This window comes from Vasconcelosia minhoensis LEGE 07310 (assembly GCF_015207255.1).
Taxonomy (GTDB): Bacteria; Cyanobacteriota; Cyanobacteriia; order Phormidesmidales; family Phormidesmidaceae; genus Vasconcelosia; species Vasconcelosia minhoensis.
In genome coordinates this window covers 40,143-59,082 of record NZ_JADEXG010000012.1, presented here as the reverse complement: position 1 = coordinate 59,082, position 18,940 = coordinate 40,143, and the positions used below count along the sequence as shown (strand labels likewise).

Annotated in this window: 17 protein-coding genes; 10 read left to right on the top strand and 7 right to left on the bottom strand. The window is 55.1% G+C overall.

Annotated elements, in window-relative coordinates:
- Positions 1-3 precede the first annotated feature (3 nt).
- Positions 4-789, top strand: a complete 786-nt coding sequence (gene xth, locus IQ241_RS07240) for an exodeoxyribonuclease III (RefSeq protein ID WP_193905751.1) — start codon at positions 4-6, stop codon at positions 787-789.
- 26 nt (positions 790-815) lie between these two features.
- Here xth and IQ241_RS07235 read toward each other — a convergent pair whose 3' ends face one another.
- Positions 816-1,259, bottom strand: a complete 444-nt coding sequence (locus IQ241_RS07235) for a hypothetical protein (RefSeq protein WP_193905750.1) — start codon at positions 1,257-1,259, stop codon at positions 816-818.
- A gap of 63 nt (positions 1,260-1,322) precedes the next feature.
- Positions 1,323-1,811 (bottom strand): molybdenum cofactor biosynthesis protein MoaE, encoded by a 489-nt coding sequence (locus tag IQ241_RS07230; protein WP_193905749.1) that lies wholly within the window; start codon positions 1,809-1,811, stop codon positions 1,323-1,325.
- Positions 1,812-1,941: 130 nt separating this feature from the next.
- Between IQ241_RS07230 and IQ241_RS07225 the strand changes: the two genes are divergently transcribed.
- Entirely contained in the window at positions 1,942-3,303 is a 1,362-nt protein-coding gene (locus tag IQ241_RS07225; RefSeq protein WP_193905748.1) for an 8-oxoguanine deaminase, read from the top strand.
- A 200-nt stretch (positions 3,304-3,503) separates the two neighbouring features.
- On the opposite strand, the gene IQ241_RS07220 is transcribed toward IQ241_RS07225, so the two are convergent.
- Positions 3,504-5,546, bottom strand: coding sequence for an FAD-dependent oxidoreductase (locus IQ241_RS07220; protein WP_193905747.1), 2,043 nt, complete (start codon positions 5,544-5,546; stop codon positions 3,504-3,506).
- Between the two features lie 310 nt (positions 5,547-5,856).
- On the opposite strand from IQ241_RS07220, the gene IQ241_RS07215 reads away from it, so the two are divergent.
- On the top strand, positions 5,857-6,117 hold the full coding sequence (locus IQ241_RS07215; protein WP_193905746.1) for a hypothetical protein: 261 nt from the start codon (positions 5,857-5,859) through the stop codon (positions 6,115-6,117).
- Between the two features lie 102 nt (positions 6,118-6,219).
- Complete coding sequence (locus IQ241_RS07210; RefSeq protein WP_193905745.1) at positions 6,220-6,468, top strand: Asr1405/Asl0597 family protein; 249 nt, start codon at positions 6,220-6,222, stop codon at positions 6,466-6,468.
- A 123-nt stretch (positions 6,469-6,591) separates the two neighbouring features.
- On the opposite strand, the gene IQ241_RS07205 is transcribed toward IQ241_RS07210, so the two are convergent.
- Positions 6,592-6,978, bottom strand: a complete 387-nt coding sequence (locus tag IQ241_RS07205; protein WP_193905744.1) for a RidA family protein — start codon at positions 6,976-6,978, stop codon at positions 6,592-6,594.
- Positions 6,979-7,214: 236 nt separating this feature from the next.
- Between IQ241_RS07205 and IQ241_RS07200 the strand changes: the two genes are divergently transcribed.
- A complete protein-coding gene (locus IQ241_RS07200; protein WP_193905743.1) occupies positions 7,215-9,935 on the top strand; it encodes a transporter substrate-binding protein in 2,721 nt (906 codons plus the stop codon).
- Positions 9,936-10,091: 156 nt separating this feature from the next.
- Here IQ241_RS07200 and IQ241_RS07195 read toward each other — a convergent pair whose 3' ends face one another.
- A complete protein-coding gene (locus IQ241_RS07195; RefSeq protein WP_228021465.1) occupies positions 10,092-10,943 on the bottom strand; it encodes an MlaE family ABC transporter permease in 852 nt (283 codons plus the stop codon).
- 347 nt (positions 10,944-11,290) lie between these two features.
- Here IQ241_RS07195 and IQ241_RS07190 point away from each other — a divergent pair, with 347 nt between their 5' ends.
- From IQ241_RS07190 to IQ241_RS07170, 5 genes are all read left to right on the top strand, one after another.
- The gene (locus IQ241_RS07190; RefSeq protein ID WP_228021464.1) at positions 11,291-12,262 is read left to right on the top strand and encodes a hypothetical protein; all 972 of its coding nucleotides are present in this window, start codon (positions 11,291-11,293) and stop codon (positions 12,260-12,262) included.
- Between the two features lie 101 nt (positions 12,263-12,363).
- Positions 12,364-12,777, top strand: coding sequence for a hypothetical protein (locus tag IQ241_RS07185; protein ID WP_193905741.1), 414 nt, complete (start codon positions 12,364-12,366; stop codon positions 12,775-12,777).
- A complete protein-coding gene (locus IQ241_RS07180; RefSeq protein WP_228021463.1) occupies positions 12,746-13,381 on the top strand; it encodes a hypothetical protein in 636 nt (211 codons plus the stop codon). The genes IQ241_RS07185 and IQ241_RS07180 overlap by 32 nt, the downstream gene beginning before the upstream one ends.
- Before the next feature lie 53 nt (positions 13,382-13,434).
- Entirely contained in the window at positions 13,435-14,808 is a 1,374-nt protein-coding gene (locus tag IQ241_RS07175; protein ID WP_193905740.1) for a hypothetical protein, read from the top strand.
- A gap of 185 nt (positions 14,809-14,993) precedes the next feature.
- Positions 14,994-15,434, top strand: coding sequence for a Fur family transcriptional regulator (locus tag IQ241_RS07170; protein ID WP_193905739.1), 441 nt, complete (start codon positions 14,994-14,996; stop codon positions 15,432-15,434).
- A gap of 204 nt (positions 15,435-15,638) precedes the next feature.
- Here IQ241_RS07170 and dnaN read toward each other — a convergent pair whose 3' ends face one another.
- Together dnaN and dnaA are read right to left on the bottom strand one after the other, a co-directional pair.
- Positions 15,639-16,778: a DNA polymerase III subunit beta gene (gene dnaN, locus IQ241_RS07165; RefSeq protein WP_193905738.1), complete on the bottom strand. Its 1,140-nt coding sequence runs from the start codon at positions 16,776-16,778 to the stop codon at positions 15,639-15,641.
- A 451-nt stretch (positions 16,779-17,229) separates the two neighbouring features.
- Positions 17,230-18,597, bottom strand: a complete 1,368-nt coding sequence (gene dnaA, locus IQ241_RS07160) for a chromosomal replication initiator protein DnaA (protein ID WP_193905737.1) — start codon at positions 18,595-18,597, stop codon at positions 17,230-17,232.
- Positions 18,598-18,940: the final 343 nt, after the last annotated feature.

Sequence of the window (18,940 nt, the reverse complement as noted above, 5' to 3'; positions counted from 1 at the left end):
TTTATGAAAGTTGCCACCTGGAACGTCAACTCCGTCCGTACTCGCCTGGATCAGGTCACTGACTGGCTGTCTGCGCATCCCGTAGATGTGCTCTGCCTCCAGGAAACCAAGGTAATCGACGCAGACTTTCCAAAATCGGCGTTTGAAGCGCTGGAGTACCACACCTACATCTACGGTCAAAAGTCCTACAACGGCGTCGCCCTGATTAGCCGTCAGCCGCTTGAATCGGTTGGTCTAGGCTTCAGCGCAGTCCTGGCTCCCGAGACGGTAGGTAACCTTGACGACCAGAAACGGGTGATCAGCGGTGTGCTGGACGGCATTCGCATCGTCAACCTCTACGTGCCCAACGGTTCGTCGGTCGGGAGCGAAAAATATGGCTATAAGCTACGCTGGCTGGCCCTGCTGAAGCAGTATCTGGCCCAGCTTCTGGCTGAAAACCCGGCTCTTCATATCTGCGGCGATTTCAATGTGGCTCTAGAAGACAAAGACATTCACAATCCTGAAGGCAAAGAAAAACACATTATGTCTTCTCCGATCGAGCGTCAGGCCCTGAGCGACGTGCTCTCGCTGGGTTTGGCTGACGCCTTTCGCAAGTTTACCCAGGCTGGCGGCCACTACAGCTGGTGGGACTATCGCACCGCCGCCTTTCGCCGCAATATGGGCTGGCGGATTGACCATCACTATCTTTCCCCGCCGCTCTACGAACGGGCGACTGAATGCACTATCGACGTCGAGCCGCGCAGGCTAGAAAAGCCCAGCGATCATACGCCGGTGGTGGTTGAATATTAGGCAATCAGAGCAGCAATGGCCCCGACCTAAGTCACCCCAGCCGCTTCCTCCCCGCGGATTTCAATTGAGCGTTTGCCAACAGACTGAAAAATCACGCTGTAGAACCCAAGGTCACGTGCCGCCACCGCAATCTGCGAGAAGCACCCGTTTAGGGATCGCAGCCGCTCGGGGTTGTCTAACTCCAGAATCAGTTTCCTCACGCCATCAACGATTGGAGTCGATATCTGACAAGTTTGTAGTAACTGTTGGATGGGAAGATCATCAAAATTACTTCTCAATTTTTTGGGGTTTGTCTCCTCTAAAACAGCCGTATAATTACGCATCTTCTTATCTCTTAAGTCACTTAATATACAGCGTACCCAGATTGAGGCAGGATCTCTCAAGCCGTCGATGGACAACGTTGTCAGCACAACACCACCGTCGGCTGTACAGCCGAAATCACCAAGCTTAACTGCGCCATGACGGTTCAAATCTTAAAACTGACTTTGCACATTGCCTCAGTCATGATCGTCTGATGCTAGTAGCCCTAAATACTATTCATCAGCTTGCTCACAAGCGCCGATATTCACCCAGCTGCTGGAACCGTCCTGCCAATGCTCCTTTTTCCAAATGGGGGCATTGTGCTTGAGCGTATCGATGGCGTACTGACAGGCGGCAAAAGCTTCCGTCCGATGGGGGCAGCCGACGGCAACCAGGACGCTAATTTCGCCTACAGTGAGCTTACCAATACGGTGGTGGATGACCACGTGGGTGACCGGCCAGCGATCGCGGATCTCTGCCGCAATCTGCCGAAATACCTGCATCGCCATCGGCTCGTAGGCCTGATACTCCAGCGCCACAACGGGCAGCCCGTCAGTCTGGTTTCGGACCATGCCGCTCATCACCACAACTGCGCCATTGGCCGCATCATCGGCCAGCTGATAGACCGTTTCTAGAGAAAGCGGTGCAAACGTGATGGCGAAATGGTCGTCCGCATTGGGCCGGGCCTGAATGCTGGGATTGAAAGGAAGGCCAACGGTCATAGGTCGTTACGTATACTTTCTAATACTTTAGATCGGCCTATCGTGACTTAAGCTAGCGAATGCCCCCTATCGTGACCGATAGGGCAAAGGTTCGCCCCAATAGCTGGATGATTGCTAACCTCCGAAGCCTATGTCTACTCTGCTCGTCCGCAATATTCATACGCTGATTACGATGGATGAGCAGCGCCGTGAAATACGTCATGGGGCTTTGTTTGTGCGCGATCGCGTTATCGAGCAGGTTGGGCCGACCGAGGCGCTGCCATCTACGGCTGACGAAGTATTGGACTTGCAGGACCGCCATATTGTTTTGCCCGGGCTGGTCAACACTCACCATCACTTTTTCCAAAACCTCACCCGCGTTGTCCCCGCTGCGCAAAATAGCGACCTGTTTGGCTGGCTGGATACGCTCTATCCGATTTGGTCTAACCTGACCGCAGAAGGACTCTTCGTCAGCGCTCAGCTGGCAGCGGCGGAGCTTGTCCTGTCTGGCTGCACGACAGCGAGCGACCATCTGTACCTGTATCCCAACGACTGCACTCTAGACGACGAAATTCGGGCGGTGCAGGAAGTCGGGCTGCGCTTTCATGCCAGCCGGGGCAGCATGAGCGTCGGTAAAAGCCAGGGCGGTCTGCCACCGGATTCGCTGGTGGAGGACGAAGCCGATGTGCTCAAAGATTCTGAGCGGCTGATTGAGCAGTACCATGACGCCAGCCGCCATGCCATGCTGCGGATGACCCTAGCGCCCTGCTCGCCTTTTTCTGTCACCCAGGAGCTGATGCGCGAGTCGGCAGAGATGGCCCGGCGCTACCCAGCAGTCCGGCTGCATACACATCTAGCAGAAAATAGCTCCGACGTCAGCTATAGCTTAGAAAAGTTTGGTATGCGCCCCGGCGAATATGCCGAGTCGGTGGGCTGGCTCGGTGAGGATGTCTGGCATGCCCACTGCGTCAAGCTGAGCGACGACGCCATCGATAAATTTGGTCGGACGGGTACCGGTGTCGCTCACTGCCCCTGTAGTAACATGCGGCTGGCTAGCGGCATTGCGCCGATTCGTAAGATGCTGGCTCGTCAAGTGCCCGTGGGCCTGGGCGTAGATGGGGCCGCCTCTAACGACGCGACCAATTTGCTCCAGGAGGCTCGCCAGGCGTTTCTGGTGGCCCGCGTACGGGAAGAGGACGCGGGGGCGATGACTGCCCGCCAGGTGCTGGACATTGCTACCCGGGGCGGGGCTCGGGTACTGGGGCGAGACGACATTGGTTTCTTAGCTCCCCAGATGTCGGCGGACTTCATCGCCGTTGATATTGATCGCCCCGAGTTTGCCGGGACTCAGCAGGATATCGTCGCAGCCCTAATTTTCTGTCACGCTAGCCAGGTAGCCTACAGCTTTATCAACGGCCAGCGGGTGGTAGACCAGGGCAGACTGACAACGGTAGATATGACCCAGCTGCTGTCACGGCATCGGCAGGCCGCGATCGCGCTCATCCAACCCTAGCGTCGCTGCGTCAGCAAAACTCGCCACAGGATTAGCAGCGTAAAAGATAGATAGCCGATCACCACAACCCAGTTTTGCCAGCTATCCGTGTCTGCCATAGTCACGCCTCATTCAAAATCGAGAAGTTGCATCTACAACTTCCAAGCTGATGGACAGTTTTTGACTGAGTATCCATCAGAATTCCGTTTCTAACAGGAAGCTTACCAAACTCGCCAATCTTCCCAATCCAGGTTAAAGATAGACGTGTCGGGGAAAGCCGTGGGGTTTTCGTTTTGCTGGAGTCGCTGTTGGAGCTTTTCCAGTTCTGGTTCGCGGCTGGGGAGCTGATCGACGAGCTCATAGGGCAGTATGCCTTCGTCAAGCACAAAGTCAATGGTCGTCCCAGCAGCGGCCCCGACCGACCATTCAAAAGAGTGGACCCGGTAGGCGGCGGCGGCGATATTGCTGGTGGCGATGGATTTACCGGCAACCAGCAGATTATCAATATTCTGTGGAATCATCGCCCGCAGCGGAATCTGGCCGGGATAGGCTTGGCCGTGAGCCTTGCGAATATTTTCTCGCTCGGTATTGCCTGGCGTTTCCGGCGGGGTCAGGGTGAGACAGGGGTGAAAGTCGATGGCGTATTGGGCAATCCCGACGGCGTCGGGGTAGATGGTGGAGCGGGTCCGCCGCATGACGTCGGCTGGATCAGTTTGGTTGTCAATCGCGGCGGTCGCTTCCAAACCGGCCAGCGCCCACCAGAGGTTTAGATAGTCATAGCGGCTCAGGGTGTTTTGGTAGTACTGATCGCGGTATTCGGCCCGGGAAATGTCGATTTCATTCACCGCAAAGCCCTGGGGAAAGCCGTAGGATGGCCGCCCGACAATCCGTCGCCCCTCGCGAATGTAGGGATACTTGGAGAGGCCATGGGCCGTCCCCATCGGAGCATCTAGGCCAGAAATAAACCGATGGCTGGGATGGGGCTCTTTCACGCCTGCACCGAGCTGCGAATCGGTGTCTCCCATGACCAGCCAATAGTAATAGCTATAGGCGTTTTCTTCAGCTTTCTCCAGAGACTCAACCCGCAGACCGCCGAGCCAGCCGCCCGGCTCCAGCTGACCGGTCAGGGCGAGCTGTTCAGGGTTATAGACCAGATTGTCAAACGGCGTGCCGGGGCGATAGTCATTGCCCCAGGTCCAGTTTTGCATGGAGATGTCTCCCGGCTTAACCGCCGACACACCGAACATTTTTTCCTCGGGGCGCGGCTTGGGGGCCAAAATCCGGCGATAGGTGAAGACATAGTCGAAGTAATCGCCGCTCTCTCGGGGACGCTCGTAGCTGAAATAGGGCTCGTACTGGGGATAGTAGGACGGCATATCCTGAGGCTGGGGCTCCTCGGTGCGCTCCATGGCAAAGGTGTAGGTGAAGCCCTGGGTGCAGTAAGGGTCGCCGGTCGCCGTCGGCGAAGAGGGGTTGAGATAGGAGCGCGGGTCCAGCCCGAGCCGGTAGGGAACGCCTGCTAGGGCAACGATCTCTCCAGTTTCCGTCGCCTCGACAACATACCAGTCTGCCGGACCCGCTGAGTCAGCGGCGGGTGGGACAAAGCGAATGACGGACTTAGTAAATCGCTCGGAATCTTCGTAGCGGTAGGCGTCTTCAAACGTTTGGGATAGCGGTTCAGTATTGAGCGGTGGGATGCCCGGGGCAGGCGTATGCTGGATGGCGATCGCGCCATCCAGCATACGCCCGTCTGGACTCAGCTCCAGCTCCTTCACTACGGTTGAGGGAAACCACTTGAGCTCACCCCCACCCTCCTCGGCTGCATCCTCCAGCTGCTCAGTCAGAATAGTGTGAGCATCCCGAGGCAAAAAGCAGGAGGCACTGACCCAGCACCCACCCGGATTTTGGCGACCGTAGAATTCCTCGATTCGCTGCCGCAGTTCCTTGTAGCCCGCTGCGTAGAACAGCAGCTCTCGCTGGCGTTTGGCCTCGTCCAGGGCCGAGGTGCCCTGGGACGAAATCTGTCCGCCGACCCAGTCCGTCAGCTCCGTCATACAAACGGTGCGCCCAGCCAAAAGGCTTTCATAGGCAGTCGCTGCCCCAGCCAGGCCGCTGCCGACAATCAGCAGCTCGCATTCGACGGTCTCATCCGGCGGCGGCGCAGCTTCTGCGATTGAGCTTCTGCCAGGGATAGCCAGGGATGAAATTGCAACCAAAGCACTTAGGAAACGAGCTGAATAGCGGCGGATAGGACGGCGAACCATAGTCACTTTTGGCAATGGGGTAAATTCTTAAAAAATCTGAGCACAGACAACGTTAGGAAATCTTGAAAGTCTCCAGAAAAATCATAGTCACTAGCGACGTCGATTGGGAAAATTCTTAAAAATTTCCGTATGCTGTCTGCGGAGGGGATGAGTAACTTAAAAATCAGCTCAAATTATTGACAATGTATCTCAACTGAGATTAGAGTAAACTCACGTTCTGCTTTTGAGACTTATTCTCAATTGCTTAGCGCAGCTATAGACTCTCCTTACCTCAGACAGTGCTAATCAGACCCTGTCAAGCCGCCAAGCCATGCTGACCGAAGCGCAAGTAGTTTCACTCAAATTTTGTCCGACCAGACGGGGCGATCGCGTCTATACCGTCTTCAAAACAGTAGACGGCCAAGAGCTGGGGCTATGGCGGGCAGCTAGTCCCGACATCGGCAGGCTGAGCATCGGTGACCGGGTCGCGCTGAAGCGCGATCGCGGGGGACATTGGCAGATTGTCTCAAAGCGATCTTCGCCGATTCAGACCGGCTTCTACAGTCGTCTCTGGCCAACCTGGCAGCTTTGAAGTCTGAGCCTTAGCGTTCACTCTGGCCCAAATGGGTTCTCCTCTCAACTGGGCAGGTGCGGCTAAGTCACCTGCCCTTCTTTTTTCTGGCGCTTATATCCTATGGAATCCCTTTCCCCCAGCGAACTCAGCGAACTCATGCAGGTCGATCCAATCGATCGCTGGAGCATTTATCATCGGCTGCAAGAGCTCTCTATCCCTTGCTGGTGTGAGCGCGGCCAGCCGCTCAGGGTGCAGGTGAAAAGCGCGATCGCGGCCCTGCAGCTCTGGAGCGTTACGCGCCAGGTGATGGCCTCCCGCAGCGAGCAGATTGAGAGGCTAGAGCGCTGTTGGAATCAGCCCTGCGCATAGGATTCTTGACTTTTTGAATACGCAGCCGCCCCTCCGGCAAAATCTAAAGGAGGCAGGTGACTGGGTCACAGAAGCGTTCAAAGCAGTGACAGGTTAGGTCAACTAACCTAAGATTTTCAGGGCTCAATCGCCGCAGTAGACGACCAGGTCAATCTCGACATCGCCATACCCGGCCAGGCCTGTCACGCCGACCGCTGTGCGTCCGGGTAAGCGATCGCGCTTAAAATACTCAGCATAGACCTGGTTGACGACTTCGTAATAGCGAAAATCGGTGACAAATACCCGGGCCATCACCACTTTGTCAAACCCGGTACCGGCATGGGTCAGCACTCGCTTGAGGTTTTCCATGACCTGCCGGGTTTGCACCTCGATGGAATCCTGGACGACTTTGCCCGTTTCCGGATCCTCTGACAGCTGCCCGGTTACAAACAAAAAGTCTCCCGCTCTGACCGCGTGGGAATAGGGAGCCAGCGGCGATAGGGCGTCAGGCAGCGTGATGAAATCCAGCACAGTTGTTCGTTCTCCAAAGAAGATGCGCTCTTTAGCTTGCCCATTCGCCTGAATTAAATCAAGTTCTTTCAGCGGCTAAGTCATATTATCTGGAAACTAATTTTCAATGTAGAGGATTGATAGACACCCGGTATAAGAAAGCGCGGGTCATCCTATGTTCTGCCAGCTTTGCGGGTATTCTAATCGGAGCCGCTGAGATGGCTTAGCATTTGGATAGTGACCATGCACAAAAAGCAATGTTGAACGGGTCTAAACAAGCTCAAGCTGAGGGAATCCGCGTTGGCATTGTGCATTCTTTGACTGGCACATTGGCGCTTGGCGAAGCACCCCTGAGGGATGCGGCGCTGATGGCAATCGCGGAAATCAACCAGGCGGGCGGCGTCCTGGGGCAGCAAATTTGTCCCATCGTCGAAGACAGCGCTTCTGACCCGGCCACCTTCCAGCAGAAGGTGCGCGAGCTGGCGCAGGCCGGGATCACGACTTTTTTTGGCGGCTGGTCATCGACCGGTCGCAAGCTAGCTATACCGGTTTTAGAAGCGTTCGACGCCCAGCTCTGGTATCCCGTCCAGTATGAAGGGTTGGAGTGCTCGCCGCAGGTTTTCTATACCGGGCTCTGTCCCAATCAGCAGGTGGAGCCCGCCGTGAAATGGCTGCTGGAGCAGGGGCGCGATCGCTTCTATCTGCTCGGGATGGACTACGTTTTTCCGAGAGTTTCCAATAAGGTCATTAAGGCTCAGCTGAATCAGCTGGGCGGTAGCCTTGTCGGTGAAGTCTATCCCCCCCTGGGGCAGAAAGACTTCCAGGAAATTATCCAGGACATTCGGCAGGTCCAACCGGATGTGATTTTCAGCACGGTCAACGGTGATGCCAACATCTATCTTTATCAGCAATATCATGCCGCCGGGCTAAATGACGACGAGCTGCCGATTATGGCAATGAGCGTTTCCGAGCAGGAAGCCCAGGAAATTGGCCCGGTCGCCGCCGGTCACTACGCGGCCTGGAGCTATTTTCAAAGCTTGGATACCGCTGCCAATCGCGACTTTATTCAACGCTTTCAAGCTCGCTACGGAGCCCAGCGCGTGACCAGCGATCCGATTGAAGCAGCCTACACCCAGGTCTATCTCTGGCAGCAGGCCGTGGAGCAGGCCCAGTCTATAGCGCCCGCAGCCGTAAGAGCTGCCGCCTGTGGCCAAACCTTCAACGCGCCCAGCGGACAGGTGACCCTATCCCGCAATCACCATCTCCAGAAGCCCTTCCACATTGGCCAAATTTTGCCCACAGGTCAGTTCGAGATTGTCTTTTCTAGCCCTCAGGTCACTTTACCTCAGCCCTGGCTGGGAGCTGAAACCTACAGCACCAACGGTCGTGGACTGATCATCGATATGCTGGCTGAGGTCTCTCAGTCTATTCAATACAGCTGCGAACTTGACCAGAAATCTCGCCAGCTGGCCGAGGCTAACCAGCAGCTGCAAACCCTATCCGATCGAATGGAGCTGCTGAGACGTAACCTCTCTAGCCAGATTCGCCGCTCTTTAGACCTCAATACCGTTCTCAATACGACCGTTCAAGAAATCTATGCGCTGCTCCAAGTGGACTGCTGCCAGTTTTACGGCTGTGAGATTAGCTCTGATGCGGTCCAAATCGCCCCTAGCCACCAGGCGGGTACCATCAGCCCGGACTGGTTTGAGCTGACTGACGACCCCATTGCCAATGCGCTCAAGTCCTATTTTTTTGAGCCTGGACTGATCCAGCGACAGCCACTTCTGATTGATAATATTGAGCGCGATCGCCAGCTGCCAGAGCCCTATCGCTTGGCTCTACAGGCCGCAGGCATCCGGTCTTTAATCGCTATCTTGGTTGACGTCAGCCCTCAGCGAGCGGGCCTTTTGACCTGTCAGCAAATTCATCAGCTGCGACGCTGGCAGCGCCACGAAGTTGAGCTGCTGGAAGACATTGCCGACCAGGTGGGCATTGCCATTGACCAGTCTGCTCTCTACAAAGAAGCCCAAACTGCAGCAAACAGAGCCCAGCAGCAGGCTCAACAGCTGGCCCAAGCGATGACCAGACTGCGAGAGACCCAGGCCCAGCTCATTCAAACCGAAAAAATGTCGAGCTTGGGGCAGCTGGTTGCCGGAATTGCTCATGAAATCAATAATCCAGTCAACTTTATTCATGGCAACATCTCCCATGCCCAATCTTACATGCTGGACTTGATTGACCTGGTCCAAGGCTATCGGGCCTCGGTTCCAAAGCCTTCCCCCGCAGTTGAAGCCTTGCTTAGGCAGATTGACTTACCCTACCTGAAAGAAGACTATCCCAAAGTATTTGCATCGATGCAGCAAGGCACAGAGAGGATTCGTGAACTTGTGCTAGGTTTGCGAAACTTTTCCCGGCTCGATGAGTATGAGCTAAAACGGGTTGATTTTCATCAGGGACTGGAGAGTACGCTGCTAATTTTGAAAAGCAGACTCAAACAGACTTCCCACCGACCTGAAATTGCGGTCGTGAAGGATTACGCCTCCCTACCGCTGGTCGAATGCTATGCCAGCCAGCTCAATCAGGTTTTCTTAAATTTGCTGAGCAATGCCATCGATGCCCTAGATGATAACTTCGCAGCGACTCCAGCTCAGGCCTCCACCTGTCCTTTGCGACCTCAGCCCAATGAGACTCAGTTGACGGATAGGCCTCAAATTCATCTTCGAACTCAGATCACTGCCAACGCGCGGATTGTATTCTGCGTAACAGATAACGGCACTGGGATTTCAGCAGAAGTCAGGGCCAAGCTCTTCGACCCTTTCTTTACCACCAAGCCAGTTGGGCAAGGGACCGGACTGGGCCTTTCAATTAGCTACCAGATTATCACCCAAACCCACCGTGGCAGAATTTGGTGTAACTCTGCAACGGACCAGGGCACAGAGTTTTGGATAGAAATTCCGATTAGTCAGGCTCTTGAGTGAATCCAATAAAAAAGCCAGAAACCCTTAAAAACAGGTACTTCTGGCTTAGTTTGTGAGGAACATCACTCCTATTTAAAAGGATGACTGGGCGGTATGGCAGCGGTGTGGCAGCAAGTTATCAAAGGTATGACGATCGCGGTTTCAGCTGTCTCAAGCTTACAAAGCTGCACCGCGGAAAAACAGTAGCGAGATAATCAGGTCAATGGTAAACAGTCCGACCCAGGCTGTGACCACAGCTGAAGTCGCCGACTCGCCAACGCCGCGTCCATGAAGCGCAGAGGTGAGGCCGCGGCTGCAGCTTGCGATCGCAATCACACCGCCAAACAGGGTGGCCTTGCCGATCACGGCTATGATATCAGTGACGCTCAAAAAATAATGCATACCGTCGAGGAAGCTCGCCAGAGTAACGCCATAAAGCTGCGTTGTAATCAGCGCCCCGCTAGCGGTACCTACAAACAAGCCGATCATCGATAATACCGGCAGCATAACGCTACAGGCCAGCACCCGGGGCACAACCAAATATTCTACTGGACAGGTCTTGAAAACTTTGAGCGCGTCAATTTGCTGGGTCACTTTCATACAGGCGATCTCAGCGGCAAAAGCAGAGCCGACCTGACAGGCCAGCACTCCCGCCGTCAGCAAAGGCGCTAGCTCACGACAGTAGGCCGCCGCAAAAGCGCCGCCCAGAGCGCTAATTGCGCCAAATCGGCTCATTTCGCGAGCGCTTTGAATGGCAAAAATCAGGCCTGCGCAGATATTGGTCATCACCACCGGGGCTAGGCAGCGAGGCCCCGCTGCAATCATATGCTGCATGATATTTCGGCTACAGCAGCGGCCCCGGATTAGCCGCACCATCACCTGACCGGCCAGCAAAATGGCCATCGAAGAGTGGTAGACCGGGTTATCAGCCTCCGCTTCAGAATTCCGAGCGACTTCAGGATGCAACCGCGATGGGGGAGCATAGAACCTTTGCCAAATCTCAGTTTTCTCCCTAAACGCCTTGACCATCAAAATAGGGCTCCTCGACACAATCGCCAATACCAGTAAACCCGATTAATGAATTTAATTTCAGTTACAACCGCTATTCTTCTGAATTTTATTAAAGCAAGTGTGAATTTTTGGGACATAAATCAACGCCATCGCCCCGCTTAGGCCGCTGAATCTCTTTAAACCTACTATCCGCAGTCTTTCGGATGGCCTTCCCAGCTGACAAGTCCGATTCGTGGAATTGACTCCAAAAAAAGTTGCGCAGTTAGGGTTTATTTGGGTATAGTACATTTGTACCAAACAAGTGCGGGGATAGCTTATCCCCCGCCTTTGGCTTTGCTGCTCAGCAACCTATGAACGAAACCGATATGGAACTGCAAGCTATTCGAGAAAAGCTGCAATCACTCAAAGCCGAACCTCCGGAAAGTGAAGCTTTGCCCTGGTCGCCCTCACAGCTGGAACAGTTTGGAGCAGCACAATCTGCCAGCCCGCCGTTTATGGTCGCTGAAAACGCGGCGGCAATTTCTGCCCTAAAGCAGCGCTCTAGCCAAGCCGCTATTCCCAGCGCAGCATTGAGAGCGACCCCCACCGTTCCAGCTGAGCGCATCATTGCCCAGGCTACGGCCCAACTCCAGGGGCAGATCGACCAGGTCAACCGGCTTTCTCAACAGCAGGCTGCCGCTTTATCAGCGCTTAGGACCTTAGCCACTAGGGCTGAGACCGACCTGCTCGACCGAGGGTTATGGACTCATCCAGCGACAGCCGCGATCGCCCAGTTTTGTCGTGAATGCGAGTCGGCTGCCATCCCTCAGGTCAACTGCGACCTGACTGGTCAGCTTGAGCTAAGCTATCGCACCGTAGACTTTTACCAGGCCGAATACGACGCTGCGGACAATGCTCAGGCGCTACGGGAGCGCAGCATGGGATTCAGCCATCGCCCCTTTGCTCAGCCCCTCTCCCCAGCAATGTCTCGACGGTCATCGTCTCGCCGCTGGCCTAGCGCCTTCAGCCAGGCCAGACAGCTCTGGGAAAAATGCCTGCGATCGCGGCTGCGGCCCAAGCGACCTGCGCGTAAATCTCAGACCGGTCGGCGGCCAAAACCAGCAGCATTTACCTGGCTAGACGGGGCTATCTGGTTCAGCGGGGCAGCCATTGTTCGGCTGGGGGTTGACCTGGTCCTACAGGCCTACCCGGTTTTATGGCTGCCCGCAGTGATGGTGGTTTTGACGCTAATTGCAATCGCGCTCTACCGCACGCTGCTGACACCTTACCCCAGCGCGGGTTTGAGCTACCGACTGCTGATTGCGATCGCGGGTGTCCTAGTCGGTGGCCTGATCTAGCAATCCATCTCAGCCAGCTGGCCCAATTCTTGTCACGGTTAGTCGAGCCCTTTTCCTAGTCCCCATTTACTTGTGTCAACGCCTACGAGGTCTTTCAAACAATGGTCCAAACTTCCCCCTCGCAGACCTCCCAGTGGTCTGTAAAGCCTTTGCTCGCAGGCGGGCTGATGTTCGCTCTGGTCGGGCTGCTCTTTGACTTTCAAGGGATGAAAACTTTTTTAAGCAAGCCGACTGTGCCGGTCAGCAATCCTACCCGGCAATGTGAATCGGTCGTGGAAGCTGGTGCCAAGCTTTCGCGAGCTCAGCTGGCCCAGCTGCTAACGATTCCTGAGCGCGATTCTAAAGCGAGGGTCAGACAGGTTGTCAAGCAGCCCTACTGTACATTGCCCATGCTGAAAGTGCGCTCTGGAGTCGAAGCAGAGCGTGAAGCCTACCCCCTGGAGTTCGATCCCAAGACGACCTTAGTCATCCTCTATGAGAACGATGAATATGCAGGCTATCGTTTTAGCTTCTAATCGCAGCTCTGGCAGAATCCGGCCAACCCGCTGGCTGGCTTCTCGGAGCATCAAACCTGGCCGCGGTCGCGGCTCCGGCAGAATCAAGCCGACTGACAGCTCGACCTTCTTTTCTACCTGGACGAAATTCCGGAGCTTACTGGTGGCGCTATGCAGCAGCCTGCTTTTGCTCAGCGGCTGCCGACAGCCCCAAGCTCGCCCGGCTCGGGTAGTCAACTTACAGCAAACCTGGGAACTGGAGCCAGGCGACGAAGTTGGCGGACGGGTGGTGACTGGGGGGCTGGGAGATGTGACCATCCAGCTGGCGGGCAGCAAGTTCCACGCCCCATTCGATGGCGAGATAGAACCGGCAGAGCAAGCCAGCTGCGCCATTTATTCGACGCCTGAAGTACCCGCCTATCTGTTTCGGCTCTGCGGTCTAACCGGAACCCGTTTTGGCTCCGTTCGAGCCGGCCAGTCGTTGGGGAGTGGAGATTATCTCAACTTCGCAACCCTAAGGCGTCAGCCCAGCGGCACCTGGATCATCGTAGAGCCCTCGACCGGCATTCTAGAACGTGCCCTCAGTCCGGGAATTCGCTCAGCCCTGCCCGACCCGGTCAAATAGGTTGCCCGCAGCCTTATTCAACCCTGCTAACTCGCCTCAGCGCCTTTGCTGCCATGCTAAAATCGCCATTTATCTTTGCGGTCAGCTTACTCGTGGCCTGGCTCAGCCCGACCTTAGCCACTAAGGCTAGCAGCCCTGAGCTAGATTTCAGTCTGCCATCGGCTGCTGTCTCCCTCCCCAATCCCAAGCCAGCTCTGGCGGCAGCGTCGAAACCTGCCGAGCGAGCGCTGAAACCGCTGCCAGTGCCGCCCGCTGCCAGTCAGCCGCCGGTTAGCACCGGCCAGTCCCTGGCAAACCTGACACCGCCTTCGCCAGTTCCCCAAAGTGTTGTACTGCCGCCCATTGCCAGTGCGCCCAGGGCGGCGACGCCCCCGCCGGCGAGACTATCCAAGGCCTCAGTCGGGCTTGAATTTGAGCTGGCGACGGTCGCAGCGGTCACCCCAGCAGAAAAGCAGGCCGTCGTCCCAGCCTCTTTAGGGTCAGCCAACCCATCGGAAGCAGCGCCAGACGATAGATGGATTTTCAACGGCGGGTCTGATTCCCTAGTCGCCCGGACAGTCGGGAGTGCTGAAGGCACCCGGTCTGTTAACGGCGATCGCAACCGCGCCTATTACGGCCATACCGACCCAGGAAACGGTGTTTGGAACCTGGGGACCTTCTCCTATCAGCACGGGGCGAGGTCGCCGGAAGAAGCCGATGCCAAGCAGCTCCAGCGGCTTCAAAGTCAGGCAAAAACGCTCGATCGGAAAGCTCAGGCCAACGGTCTCAAACTTTCTCTGGATGAGAAGCTCAACGGTTTGGACCTGGCCAATCAAGCGCCGCTGGCGGCGCTTGACCGCGGCGGCTATATTGAGCGGCTGGCAGAGGCCTATCAGCTTGGCATGAGCGATCGCGAGGCCATCCTCTATGCCCGGACTCGGGCCTACATTGACCCCGACACCCAGCGCTGGAACGCGCCGGGTCTGGGCAATAATATTTACAGCATCAGCCGCGACCAGGAGCGCCGGATCGACGCGATCGCGGCGGCGTTAGGGGCCTTTGATCAGGCAAATACGGCTCGGGGAGAAGCATCAGCTGTACCCCCATCAAGCGCTGCCGTATCGGTTCCTGATACTAAAGGGCCAGCCAGCGCCGAGCAGCCTGCTCCCGCTGACGAATCAGGCGATATTTTTCAGCTGCCCGGCATTGACTTGAAGGCGTCGGTTCGGACTTCAACCGTATCTGCGGAGCTACCAGCGGTCCCTCGCGAGCACAGCCAGCTCGAATCCAAGTCTGAGCTAGCCTCGTTCTCGCCACAGCTAACGACCAATACCTCGGAGCAGGCTGTTGATCAGTTAGGACTCAAACCGGGAGAGAAGTCTCATGCGGAGTTAGACGGACTGGTTGATCAGTTCCTCCGACAGGACTTGTCTAACTCATCTGAGTAATTGGGTAAGCTGCTCGTTGCGGCTGATCAGCCCGATAGCACCGCTGTTCGCGTGGACAATCCCATCGATTTCGAGCTAAGGTGGAATGACTATGATTTAATTCATTCTCTGGCGAGCTTTGCTGCTGGTCAGGTTCCAGCGCTGAGTTGAAGCTTAGTTAAACTCATTGCTCTCTCACTTCTTCCATGAATAGCCCGGCTTCTGACCTTCAACCTATCCTATCTCTAGACGATGCCGTCGAACGCTGTCAGGTGTTGGGCATGCGTTTGAGTCGTCAGCGCCGCTATATTTTAGAGCTCCTGTGGCAGGTTAAGGAGCACCTGTCCGCCCGTGAAATTTATGACCGGCTCAATCAGCAAGGCCAGAATATTGGCCATACGTCGGTCTATCAAAACCTTGAAGCCCTTTCTGACCAGGGCATTATTGAATGTGTCGAGCGTTCCAACGGGCGGCTCTATGGACATATTAACTCGTCCCACAGTCATGTAAACTGCACCGACACTGCTCAAATTATTGATATCAAGATTGAGCTACCCCCCGAGATTATCCGTCAGGTCGAGGCTCAAACCGGCGTCAAAATCACCGACTATCGGATTGACTTTTTCGGTACCCGAGCGGCTAGTTGAGCCCCTTCGCCTCTGGGCTTATTTCAGAACCTCTTTGGTGAAAAGCACCAGTACCCTACCAAAAACGATTGTAATCAGGGCCATATCCATAGTGAGATTGGGTCACTGTAATGTCCTGCCCAGTATTCCCGACTGGCGGGTTAAGTTTTCTAGCCCAATTTAGAAATAGAAGGAAATAGAAGCGATTAACCCAGCCAACCGACTTTAGCTGCGAATTTGCACTGGCATCACGAGGTAGGTCATCTTGCTGCCGCTGAGCGGTGTGAGAATAGATGGGCTAGTAGCTGTATTGCACTGAAGCTGTACTTCTGTACTTGGCAGTGCTTTCAGCCCGTCCAGGAGATAGCGGACGTTGAAAGCAATTTCCAGGTCTTCGCCGGTGACCTGGGCTGGCAGCCGCTCGCGCCCGCTGCCGACCTCCTGGGCTTCTACCGACAGCGCTAAGGACTGATCGCCGCTGATCAGAGTCAGCTTAACAATATTATTACGCTGGTCGGCCATGACGGCAATCCGCTCGAGGGAAGATAGCAGCTGCTTACGGTCGAGGGTCAGCTGCCGCGTAAACTGATGGGGGATGAGTCTTTGGTAGTCAGGATACTGACCCTCCAGTAGGCGCGTCGTTATCCGCTGCTGGCCCAGCTCAAAAACGACCTGCGTATCGTCAAAGCGCAGGGTCACCGGCTCAGTTTCCTGGTACATCTGTAGCATTCGCTCTAGCTCTCGCAGCGCCTTTGCTGGAATCGTCACCCGCATATCTAGACGGTTTGAGGCGGCCCGGCTGTCAGCGTCTACGGTCTGGACTACAGCTAGCCGATGGCCGTCGGTTGCGGCAAATTCTAAGCTATCGGTGTTAGTGGCCAGGTGAACCCCGGTCAGCACCTGTTTTGTCTCATCTCCGCTAGTCGCAAATAGAGAACCTCGCAGCCCTTCTAGCAGCGCTTCGGCGGACAAACTAGCCGCTTCCCCCGCTTCGACTAAAGGCAGATTGGGATAGTCGTCCGCCTCTATGCCCCTGACTCGATACTGACCCGAGGAGCAATCTAGCGTAACGACGGGCTCAGACTCAGATTCGCTCACCTCAATCGTCTCATTCGGCAGTCGCGAAACGATATCCCCAAGCAGCTTAGCCGGAACGGTTAACTTTCCACCCCGTTCGACCTCAGCTGGAAAAGCGGTTTGGATTCCCAGGGTTTCATCAAACCCGATCAGGGTGACCTGCTGCAGGCTGGGCTCAGCTTCGATCAGCACATTTCCCAGCACGGGCTTGCTGGGACGAGATGAAACGGCCCGGCTGACTAGCGATAGATGGGCATTGAGGTCGATCTGGGTGCAGCTAAATTTCATGGGAATGCTGAAGAAGACTCGAGAGTCAAGGCGGCTTGGAAGCCAATCGTAACACCCCTGATTGCTCCCTTCAACGCGGATTTAGTTCGATGTTTTCTGACTACTTCTATAATTTCTTTGCTTTAAAAGACTTTTAGATCGGAGTAGTAGAGCCTGTGGAAACTGTGGAGGTGTAGCTTAAACCGACCTGAGCTAAAATGGTTTGGCGTTTTTAAGCCTGTGGAAAAGATGTGGAAAAGTCCGTCTGTATTCCACAGCCCCTGCAAAGTAAAGTTTTTTTCCACTTTAAAGCGATCCTTTTCCCCGCCGTGTCAACCCGTTTTCCACAAGAAAAGGCAGGTTTTCCACAGGGGAAAATGTGAAATTCTTATTCATTTTTTACATATAAAAAGCCCTGCCTAGGCAGGGCTTTTTATTCGCTGGCTATGTGACGGCCAATAGGGACGGCTAGCTAAGGGTTGCGGCTGCTCAATGTGATGCGATCGCTGACCTGACGAATCGTCTGCGCTAAGTTGAGGTCACGCTTGATCAGCTGAGCAATTTTGTCGCAGCTGTACATCACCGTAGTGTGGTCTTTGCCACCAAACTCATCGCCAATTTTAGGCAGGCTGAGGTCGGTGTGCTGGCGCATCAGGTACATGCCCACCTGACGGGCTAAGCTAATCTCGCGGCGGCGAGAATTGCTCTTGAGATCATCAATCGAAATTTTGAAGGTTGCTGATACCGCCCCAATCACTGACTTAGGCGAGGCTTCAATCCGCTCAGACGGGGGATTCAGCACTGGCGTCAGGTTATCGACCGTCATTGGCAAGCCGGAGATCGAGATATATGCGATCGCGCGAATCAGCGCTCCCTCCAGCTCGCGGATATTCGAGGTGTAGGACGCCGCAATATACTCAATCACTTCCCGCGACAGGCGGACGTTTTCGTACTCCGCCTTCTTTTGCAAAATCGCCATGCGCGTCTCGAAGTCCGGCGGCTGGATATCGGCAATCAGACCCATGGAGAAACGCGAACACAGTCGCTCCTGAAGTCGAGGAATCTTATTCGGTGGCCGGTCCGAAGCCAGCACAATCTGCCGCCCGGCTTCGTGCAACGTATTAAAGGTGTGAAAAAATTCTTCCTGGGTGTACTCTTTCCCTTCGATGAACTGGATATCATCCACCAGAATAATATCGACGGCTCGGTACTGCTCTCGAAACCGCTGCATACTGTCTCGACGAATGGACGAAATCAGGTCGTTGGTAAATTGCTCGGTCGAGACGTAGGCGACTCGGGCCTTTTTTTCAATTTCCAGCCGGTAATGGCCAATGGCCTGCATCAGGTGGGTTTTGCCCAGCCCAACTCCGCCGCAGAGAAAGAGCGGATTGAATTCGCGACCCGGTGACTCGGCGACCGCTAAAGCTGCGGCATGGGCCATCCGGTTGTTTGCCCCTACCACAAATCGGGAAAAGACGGCCTTGGGATTCAGGTCGGCTGATTCTGAGCTGGGTTTGGCTGGCTGTGAGTCGGCCGGTTTCGTGACTAGCTCAGAGGCCTGTAGGGGCGGCGGTGGCAGCGCTGCGACATCGTTGGTCACCGTCACCACAATCTCAATCGGATGCCCAAGCACTTCGCTGGTGGCGCTGGCAATCGTCTGCAGATAGTGCTTTTGGAGCCAGTTGCGGGCAAAAGGATTGGGCGTTGAGAGCGTCAGCTGGCTCTCCGAAAGCGCCTGTACGCGGGCGGGCTTGATCCAGGTTTCAAAGGTCGGCCCGCTGAGCTGCCCTTCCAGTCGTCCCAAAACCTGATCCCAAAGACCCTCTACAGCCTTATCCACGACTAACCCTACCTCTACAGTGCTCAAACCTATGGGAACTAGTTCCAACATCGGGCTAGCTGCTCTGCTCTCCATGGGTCTGGGTGCTACCCAGCAGTCCCAATCCCAGTATGACCCCTGCTTGAATCCCAGTGATCTATTCAGAGTACTAGATATGGAGACAGAAAAATTCTACAAATCTATATATGGACATCCCGGAAATATTCTACCTAGAGAATTTAACCCCGAACGGCTAAAGTTGGGGTTTTTCGACGTTGGCTGAGTTTTAAGAAGATACGGTGAATCGTTGCTTCTGAACTGTGACCTGTGAGTCAGAAAATAATTCCCGATTAGGCAGACCTGT

What these genes read in the sequence shown, in the direction of transcription:
- IQ241_RS07200 (WP_193905743.1), top strand. Translation starts at nt 7,215, where the DNA reads ATGTTGAACGGGTCTAAACAAGCTCAAGCTGAGGGAATCCGCGTTGGC.
- dnaN (WP_193905738.1), bottom strand. Translation starts at nt 16,778, where the DNA reads ATGAAATTTAGCTGCACCCAGATCGACCTCAATGCCCATCTATCGCTA.
- IQ241_RS07215 (WP_193905746.1), top strand. Translation starts at nt 5,857, where the DNA reads ATGCTGACCGAAGCGCAAGTAGTTTCACTCAAATTTTGTCCGACCAGA.
- IQ241_RS07220 (WP_193905747.1), bottom strand. Translation starts at nt 5,546, where the DNA reads ATGGTTCGCCGTCCTATCCGCCGCTATTCAGCTCGTTTCCTAAGTGCT.
- IQ241_RS07210 (WP_193905745.1), top strand. Translation starts at nt 6,220, where the DNA reads ATGGAATCCCTTTCCCCCAGCGAACTCAGCGAACTCATGCAGGTCGAT.
- IQ241_RS07170 (WP_193905739.1), top strand. Translation starts at nt 14,994, where the DNA reads ATGAATAGCCCGGCTTCTGACCTTCAACCTATCCTATCTCTAGACGAT.
- xth (WP_193905751.1), top strand. Translation starts at nt 4, where the DNA reads ATGAAAGTTGCCACCTGGAACGTCAACTCCGTCCGTACTCGCCTGGAT.
- IQ241_RS07180 (WP_228021463.1), top strand. Translation starts at nt 12,746, where the DNA reads ATGAATATGCAGGCTATCGTTTTAGCTTCTAATCGCAGCTCTGGCAGA.
- IQ241_RS07225 (WP_193905748.1), top strand. Translation starts at nt 1,942, where the DNA reads ATGTCTACTCTGCTCGTCCGCAATATTCATACGCTGATTACGATGGAT.
- IQ241_RS07230 (WP_193905749.1), bottom strand. Translation starts at nt 1,811, where the DNA reads ATGACCGTTGGCCTTCCTTTCAATCCCAGCATTCAGGCCCGGCCCAAT.
- IQ241_RS07190 (WP_228021464.1), top strand. Translation starts at nt 11,291, where the DNA reads ATGGAACTGCAAGCTATTCGAGAAAAGCTGCAATCACTCAAAGCCGAA.
- IQ241_RS07185 (WP_193905741.1), top strand. Translation starts at nt 12,364, where the DNA reads ATGGTCCAAACTTCCCCCTCGCAGACCTCCCAGTGGTCTGTAAAGCCT.
- IQ241_RS07175 (WP_193905740.1), top strand. Translation starts at nt 13,435, where the DNA reads ATGCTAAAATCGCCATTTATCTTTGCGGTCAGCTTACTCGTGGCCTGG.
- IQ241_RS07195 (WP_228021465.1), bottom strand. Translation starts at nt 10,943, where the DNA reads ATGGTCAAGGCGTTTAGGGAGAAAACTGAGATTTGGCAAAGGTTCTAT.